1 protein-coding gene is annotated in these 1,427 nt (G+C 71.1%); it reads right to left on the bottom strand.

What is annotated here, in order from left to right:
* Positions 1-1,427: polyketide synthase dehydratase domain-containing protein (locus tag ACWDRB_RS67820; protein ID WP_449912907.1), on the bottom strand; the 1,427-nt coding region annotated here is incomplete at both ends.

Here is a 1,427-nt window from a genome sequence, read left to right on the forward strand (position 1 = left end):
CCAGTTGTCACCGCGCCGCTGGTGACCAGCACCAACCGGGTCTCGGCCAACCGCTCATCAGCCAGCCAACCACCCAGCACACCCACGACCCGATCGAGCGCCGGCCGGAGGAAAGCATCCGCCTGCAGGCGCATCACCACAGCGGCCGGAAGAGACCGGCCGGACGCGACCGCATCACCCAACGCCGCCACATCCACGAACTCCCCGACACCCCCACCAGCAGCCTGGACAGCCGCGACCAGAGAGGGCCACCGCTCACCCACCACCGCCACGTCCCCGGCCCCAGAACCGACTGGCTCACCCGGCAGCGGCACCCACTGCACACGATGCAGCGCATCGTGCCCAGCCTGCGGACGCGACGACAGCCCATCCGCGGGCAGCGGACGCGAGATCAAGCTCGCGACGACCGCGACCGGCGCACCGGTGCCGTCGGCGATGCGGATGCTGGTGGCGCCGTCGTCGGTGGGCTGGGCGTGGACGCGCACGCGTTGGGCGCCGGAAGCGAGCAGCTCCACCCCGTTCCAGGCGAACGGCAGCGCGACGCCCTCAGCCTGCTCGATCAGGCCCGTGGCATGGAGGGCGGCGTCCAAGAGAGCCGGGTGGATGCCGTACTGGTCGGCTTCGGCGGCCTCTCGCTCGTCGAGTTCTACCTCGGCGAACACCTCGTTGTCGCGGATCCAGGCCCGCTTGAGTCCCTGGAACGCCGGACCGTACCCGTATCCGGTGCTGGCCAGTGTCTCGTAGTGGCTGGATACGTCCACCGCCTGTGCTCCCGCGGGCGGCCACTGTTCGCCGGCAGGACTCGGCGTGCTGCCTGTTGCGGTGAGGGTTCCAGTGGCGTGGCGTGTCCAGGGTCGCCGGCTGGTGCGGGCGTGCACCGCCACCTCACGCCGCCCGTCCTCGTCGGCTACGGACACCGCCACCTGGATCTGGACCGGTTCGTCGCCCTCGATGACCAGCGGCGCTTCAAGCGTCAGCTCCTCCACCACCGGGCAGCCGACCTCATCTCCAGCCCGCACAGCCAGCTCCACGAACCCGGTGCCGGGGAACAGCAGCGTCTCCCCCACCCCGTGATCGGCCAGCCAGGGATGCGTGGCGGTCGAGATCCGGCCGGTCAGCACCAGCCCGCCCTGATCGGGCAGCTCCACCGCCGCACCCAGCAGCGGGTGCTCCACGCGGGCCTGGCCCAGCCCGCCCGCGTCCGACACCCCTGCCACGGTGGACTCCAGCCAGTAGCGTTGGTGCTGGAACGCATATGTCGGCAGCTCAGCACCCACGCTGGTGCCGGGTAGGAGTCGTTGCCAGTCCACGCCGACACCGGCGGTGAACGCTTCGCCCGCCGAACGCATGAACCGGTCGGGGCCGCCCTCGCCACGGCGCAATGATCCCACCGCAACGCCCGATGTGCCGGTGGCGTCCAGGATGTC

The sequence above is a fragment of the Nonomuraea sp. NPDC003707 genome, from assembly GCF_053587055.1.